This is a genomic window from Metallosphaera javensis (ex Hofmann et al. 2022), from assembly GCF_022064045.1.
Lineage (GTDB): Archaea > Thermoproteota > Thermoprotei_A > Sulfolobales > Sulfolobaceae > Metallosphaera > Metallosphaera javensis.
Map to the genome: position 1 here is coordinate 1 of NZ_JAKNCW010000035.1, position 6,406 is coordinate 6,406.

The 6,406-nt window shown below is 48.3% G+C and carries 4 protein-coding genes; all 4 read left to right on the forward strand.

Features of this window, described 5'->3' with window-relative positions; genetic code table 11:
- Nucleotide 1: 1 nt before the first annotated feature.
- The 4 genes from L3N51_RS12110 to L3N51_RS12125 all read left to right on the forward strand — a co-directional run bounded on the left by L3N51_RS12110 (nucleotide 2) and on the right by L3N51_RS12125 (nucleotide 6,148).
- Nucleotides 2-463 carry a quinol oxidase subunit 2 gene (locus tag L3N51_RS12110; RefSeq protein ID WP_238027476.1) on the forward strand — a complete coding sequence of 154 codons (462 nt, stop codon included), beginning with the start codon at nucleotides 2-4 and terminating at the stop codon, nucleotides 461-463.
- A gap of 1 nt (nucleotide 464) precedes the next feature.
- Entirely contained in the window at nucleotides 465-2,021 is a 1,557-nt protein-coding gene (gene soxB, locus L3N51_RS12115) for a proton pump complex quinol oxidase subunit SoxB (RefSeq protein ID WP_238027477.1), read from the forward strand.
- 46 nt (nucleotides 2,022-2,067) lie between these two features.
- Entirely contained in the window at nucleotides 2,068-2,634 is a 567-nt protein-coding gene (locus L3N51_RS12120) for a DUF1404 domain-containing protein (RefSeq protein WP_238027478.1), read from the forward strand.
- Between the two features lie 136 nt (nucleotides 2,635-2,770).
- Nucleotides 2,771-6,148, forward strand: a complete 3,378-nt coding sequence (locus L3N51_RS12125; RefSeq protein WP_238027479.1) for a molybdopterin dinucleotide binding domain-containing protein — start codon at nucleotides 2,771-2,773, stop codon at nucleotides 6,146-6,148.
- The last annotated feature ends 258 nt before the right edge of the window (nucleotides 6,149-6,406 follow it).

Consider the following 6,406-nt stretch of genomic DNA (forward strand, 5'->3'; position numbering starts at 1 on the left):
TATTCAAAACGCGTATTACCCTGGTAAAAAACTTTTCAAGGGCCGAGGCACTGACGTCAAGTTCAGGGAAATGCTACCCCTGCCCAACGGCACGGTAATAATTTATATGGAGGGCGTGCAGTGGGCCTGGGTTCCTCAAAATGCGACCCAGATAATTTACCTGCCCAATGGGACAGAGCTACAGATACCTGTATCCAGTAACGTGATAACCTACATTAATGGTTTCCCCTACATTAAGGTGTACCCAAATCAGCCTGTTGAGATGGTGCTCTACAGCAATAACGTGGTTCATGCGTTTTACATAAGGTTACCTCACGGACCTCAAAACGTGAATATAGTGCCAGGGATAAACAGTTACTCCTTCTTCTTTGCCCCATCTGCCCCTGGAAACTACACCTTCCATTGCGCCGAGTATTGCGGAATTGGGCACTCCTACATGTATGGTTACCTATGGGTGATGTGAAATGAAGGCCTATCCCAGGACAACTCTCGGAGTAGCTCTGCTTTACACCGCCGGCGGGCTAGCCTGGTTAGCTGCAATGGGAATCGCTGCGTTATGGTTCAGAACCATCCTTCTAAGTCCTCACGTGAACCAGGCTGCAGGTTACGCCATTGCACCTCTCTACTACTTCCTTGTTACCTTTCACGGTCAGGCTGCCATGATGATGATTGTTGAGGACATAAGCCTGTCCATATTTGCGTTCTCCCTCTACAAGAGTAATATGTCAGCGCAGCACTTCAAGCTCCTCACTCTCTCCTTTTTCCTGATAAACCTTCCAATGATTGTGACCTTTGCTGGAGGACCGACCACGGGCTGGTACATGTATCCACCACTGTCTCTTCAGCTCGGGAGCTGGCTGTATTTCGGGTCATTCCCAGCTGCAATAGCAAGTAAGCTTGTGGGACTAGCCTACTTCATGATGTTCCTGAACGCAATAGGTACCATCCTTGCCTCAATCACGCTCTTCGTAGATGGTTATAAGACTAGGCCCAGGGAGGGTAAGATTCCCGTTTTCGCTGCTTATGGAATGGCTTTCGGTGGGGCTCTTATCTTCATAACTGAGTTCGCGCTGGCTGCGGGTGAGCTATGGTATGTCCTGTATTTCTGGGCGTCAGTGCCCGTGAATCCACTGACGTGGGTTGTCCTCTTCTGGTTCTGGGGCCACCCAGTGGTATATTATGCACCATTTGCAGTCTTCGGTGGGCTCTATTACTACATACCCAAGTTTGCGGGAAGGGCACTCTACAGCGAGAAGTGGGCCAGATACAACATTGTCCTCCTTTTCACCTTCAGCATGCTGGCGTGGGTGCATCACCTTCAGACATGGCCTTTGCCCACGGTTCTCAGGGCCTTCATCACCCCAACTACCCTGATTCTGGCAGCGGGATCAGGATTGACAGTCCTCAATCTTGGGCTCACGATTGCCACAGGAAAGGGATATCAGTGGAAGAATCCCATTGGCCTCTCAGCCCTTATAGCTCTCATAGGATTCATCCTAGCTGGGCTTCAGGCCCTCATCCTTCCCATAAATCCACTGAACGTGATCGTCCATAACACCTACTACGTGGTGGGGCACTTCCATCTCATGATCTGGACCATAATAGTGGTGGGCTACGTGTCAATCCTCTTGGATATGCTGGCATCTAAGATGAATGGCGCCTCTCTCTCCAGCTTGGGCGCTGGAATGGTGAGCGGAGGAGTGATAATGTGGACAATAGGGGCCCTCCTGCTGGGTTACACAATGAGCATTGCAGGTTACGAAGGACTTATCAGGAGATGGGTGGCCTATCCGGTGAAGTTTCTCTCCTACATGGACTGGATGACCATGTTTGCCATGATTATGGGAGCCAGCTTCGTAATGTACGGTTTACCGGTCCTCCTGACCCTTCTAGGAGTGAAGACATCCGCGTTCTGGGAAACCTCCGGTATCACTGGCGTCTCGTCAACAGGTGGAGGGCCGGGAGTTATGGCCTCAGGCACGGAAAACAGGTCTGTGGATCACGTTAATAAGCCAAATTAAAAAAGACAAAGGAAAAACTTTTTATTTTATTCTCTAATTTTATTTTATGTTTTCCTATCAGGGAGTTAAGAGGAGCGAATACAAGTTCCTGATTATTCCTGCGGTTACCTTGGTGGCGTTTTTGAATCCTGTGACGGAGGGTTTACAGTTCAGCAACCCTGTGGTGTTCATGCTGGATCATTACGCCATGTTCTTTGCAGGTTCCGTGATAGGTTATAAGATGTTTCGAGGGTCCCTTGCTTCCCTGGTGATGGGAGCGATTATAGCTGTCTTCTGGCATTTTCCTCTCCCCTTTGACTTGGCAGCCACCAACATAGCAATCAGGTTGATTTGTGAGGCCACGCTATTTCTGGGAGGCATCTTAGCAGGATCTTACATTCCTAAAATGAGCTTAACAGTGAAGATAACCTCCCTAGCTCTCTACATGCTTGGGGACACTTTTCTCAGCATCCTTTTCATAATTGGTAACCCGCTTTACACTAACGTGGACTTTCCCTCCATGCAGTGGGGTCCCTCCAGCTTACCCCTGGTGGGCATTGTTATGTTCGTAGTGATGAACCTAGTGTTGGTCTACACCATTGCCAGAATGATGAGGAATATGTCCATTTTCTAGGACTTGTCCATCACGTGGATAATTTTATTCTTTCTTAATTTGTTTGGAAATCTAGTTGAAAATAAAAACTCAAATCTTTCTAACCATATATATAAAGATTTTTAAAGATGAAAAGATAATGACATTTCGATAGAATATGTCATCTTCAATGGGTAGTAGCTCGAGTACTAGTTCTACTTCGAGCCCTGTTCCAAATAAGAGGATCCCGTTACCACCGCCAGACGCTGAAATATATCACGCCACGTGCAGGTTCTGCAATGTCGGGTGCGGATACGATATCTTCGTGTTCCCGGTCTATAAAGAAGGTGGACCGGCGAAGGGACAGAACGCTATTGTCTATAACATGAACGACCAGGTATTCAACAGGGATCTAACCAACTTCCAGGCTGATTACACATCTCCCGTTATTCCGTTGGGCGCCAATTACGGAACCCCATGGATAGGAGAAGGAATGGTAACAAAGACGGTAAAGTATAACACCCAGACTGGAGCTTGGGAGCCTGTCTACATTTTAGAAGTACCCAGCTCCGAGTGCCCAGTAAATGAGGGAACCTACTCCACCAGGGGAGGAAGAAATGCGCAGAGAAACTGGAGTCCCTTCTCCGATGTGGCCTCCGGTTACGCGGTATACCAGTCCAGGATACAGACGCCCCTGTTGAGATGGAACAACAGCTTCCAGCCCATTAGCTGGAGCTACGCAATCCAGGTTGCTGCCATGATTTCAAAGTACTACCTTGATAACGAGAACTTCAACTATCCTGACCCCGTGGGACCTGCAGCCATTCAGGTGATGGCAATTAGGTCTGACCACGGTGGGGGACAGGGGGGTGGAGTCTTCAGCAACATGGCTCCCGGCCTCTTCCTTCACATGGGTCTGGCTACACCCTTCGTCAGGTTCCATTATCAGGTGGCCTTCTCCCTGACTGAGGATGCACTGCTTGAGGCAACTAACGGGAATGGGACTGATACCGCAAGCATGCTGGATATTAGCATAGCTGATACGCTGGTTCTCTGGGGGATTAACGAGTACGCAACCTCCACAGTGAACTTCATCCAGCACATGTTTGATAACATCTCAGGTGCCACAGCAAGCAGAAAGGCCCAGTGGTTCGATCAAGGAGAGCCAACTCCGCCCGGTAACATTATAGTGGTGGAGGCTAGGCCCAACGAGACCGTGAGAGCTGCAGCGGCTAAGCTGGGTATAACTGTGGAACAGGCACAGTCTGGAATCACCAGCCAAACAGGAAACAACGGTGGCGGGTACATGCTATACGTCCAGGTAAATCCAGGAACGGACGCTGAACTCATTAATGCGGTTGCTGCCTACATCTACTACACTTACCCGGACGTGGTGAACCACTTCATCAGTCTGTATCAATCAGCAAGCACCTACGGCTTCAATTTTAACAGTCAGAATTATCAGTACTACACCGACTACCTTCAGTCAAAGTCCTTGAGCGAATGGTTATCTGAGGCAGAGAGTATTACGGGTGTCCCCCAGAACATAATAATGCAGATGGGAGACCTCATTGCAAAGCCCAAGACCGCCAACGGAAACACATACTATAAGAGAACTCTCATAGAGTTCGAGAAGGGTATAATCTGGTCTGGAAACTACACCCCGATTTACGCTCTTGCCAATTTGGCCATAATATCGGGAGCGCTCTCGGGTAGGCCAGGGTGCGGGCTCAGCACGGGTTTCGGTCACCAGAGGGGTGCCGCCTTCCCGTTACCACCACCACCCCCATGGTCCTCTAACCTGAGTCAGGGCAGGAACCTATGGATCCAGATGAGCTCTTACGTGCCTCAACAGCTACAGGCCCAGGGAATGCAGGTCAATGCTACGAATATAGTGAACTTCATCAAGAACTTCTACAGTCAATACACGAGTACGACGGTACCGCAGATATATCAGTATAATCCCATCGTGGACTATCTCATCTACAGCGGTTATGGAAAGGTTCTCTGGGTGTTCACCGCAGTTCCTTACAAGCAGACAATGAGCGGTAGCAAGCTTGGCTTAACAATCGATAACAGGGCAAGACTGCTCCAGGAGTGCGTGGAGAATAGTGCCAGTATGGGCGTTCCTTCTTCCTCCATGACTACCCCAACTGCATCATATAACACAAGTGCTGTAGGTCAGACCTTACCCAACGTTCCAAGTCCTCAAGATTACGCGAATGCAGTAATAAGCTGTCTAGGATCCACGAACGGAGCATTGTTCGTAGTAGGTCATGACATTATTCTGAATCAGAACAGGCTATTCGAGAATGCAGCCCACCTACTGATGCCCTCCACCTCCAATCATGGCGAGATATATGAAATAAGGTGGAACGGGCACGACAGGAGGCTCAGATTGGACGATGTGTATCACTCTCCACTAGGAATGTCAATGCCAGACGTTTGGACTTATGCCATGATTGCCTATGTGATTTATCAAATGTATCAGTCAGAGGGAAATGGGAATTCACCTCAGGCACAGAGATTATACACGGCTTTCAACAAGATATGGGAGTCCCTCTCCAACCATATGATGCAGAACTCTCAGCCACTTTCCATCGCTCCCTCGTACTCTGAGAACTACTACGATTATGACTGGTTCAGTATATACAATGACCTGTGGAACTACTACGTTGCAAACGGTCCTGTGAACTTCCCCTCATCTGTATGGCCCTATGGCTATTTCGTGCCACACGCCTTCCCACCGGGATGGTCACAGATAGATCTGAATGACCTGAAAATGGCGAGGACTGTTGGTGTACAGCTTCCCATCCTTGGTAAGACCACCAACCCAGACGGTAGCTTTACCCTATGGGGTCTCGTGAACTATGCTGAGCCTGCCATTCACGGAAAGTTCAGGGCTGAGGCAGTGACCATAAATCCCAATCAGGCAGTAACGGTTGGCAATACAAGCATACCTCTTATAACTAGACAGGTACAGTACATCAGCATAAATGATGTTCAGTCCATGTTCGGCTATTCGTGGGATACGCTTCTAAAGGCTGTGATCAACGGCTTCAATCCATTCCCAACGCCATATGTGGGAATATTCGGATATGCTGTCCAGGAACAGAGCAAGTACAAGTACTGGGTCAACAACGGCAGGTGGAACATCATATTCCAGTCAGGATGGACCGATTACCAGATACCTGAAATAGTGCAGAGAGTACCAATGCCAATCATAGAGATAAGTGCACAAGACGCACAGAATGAGGGGATAAACAACGGCGACATAATTCAGGTCTACAACGATTACGGATCCCTTGACGGTATAGCTTGGATATCCAATACTGTAACTCCAGGGCAATTGTTCGTGGCAATGGCGTTCGAGGTTAAACCTGGTGCGAACCAGGTAACCACGCCCACCGTGGACCCTGTTACCGACAACCAGATGGTTAAGTGGACATGGGCTAACATAAGGAAAATCGGGTCATTACCTCAAGAGATGCTGGAGCAAATAACGCTGGCACCAGTGGAGTTTAACGTGAACTCGGGATCTTCAGGTTCTTCGTAAAAAGCTTTTTTTCTTTTCTCGCTTTCTTCTTTTCATCTTTTATAGCTACGTAAGGAGTATATGAAAGAACAGACGTTAAAATATAGTTTGGTCTAGGTAGTGATGTCACAACGGGTGAAGTTCAGTTTCCAGGAAATCTATGGGCTTATCCCATATTGTTTGTGTATTTAGGGAGCCTTTATAGTTTGTGGAGTTTCTGAAGAGCTAACCTTAAAAACGCGTATTACCCATGTTGGTTATGCCCTCCGAGAAGAGGAG

Excerpts from the sequence above, each read along its gene's own strand:
- soxB (WP_238027477.1), top strand. The coding sequence starts at position 465 with ATGAAGGCCTATCCCAGGACAACTCTCGGAGTAGCTCTGCTTTACACC.
- L3N51_RS12120 (WP_238027478.1), top strand. The coding sequence starts at position 2,068 with ATGTTTTCCTATCAGGGAGTTAAGAGGAGCGAATACAAGTTCCTGATT.
- L3N51_RS12125 (WP_238027479.1), top strand. The coding sequence starts at position 2,771 with ATGTCATCTTCAATGGGTAGTAGCTCGAGTACTAGTTCTACTTCGAGC.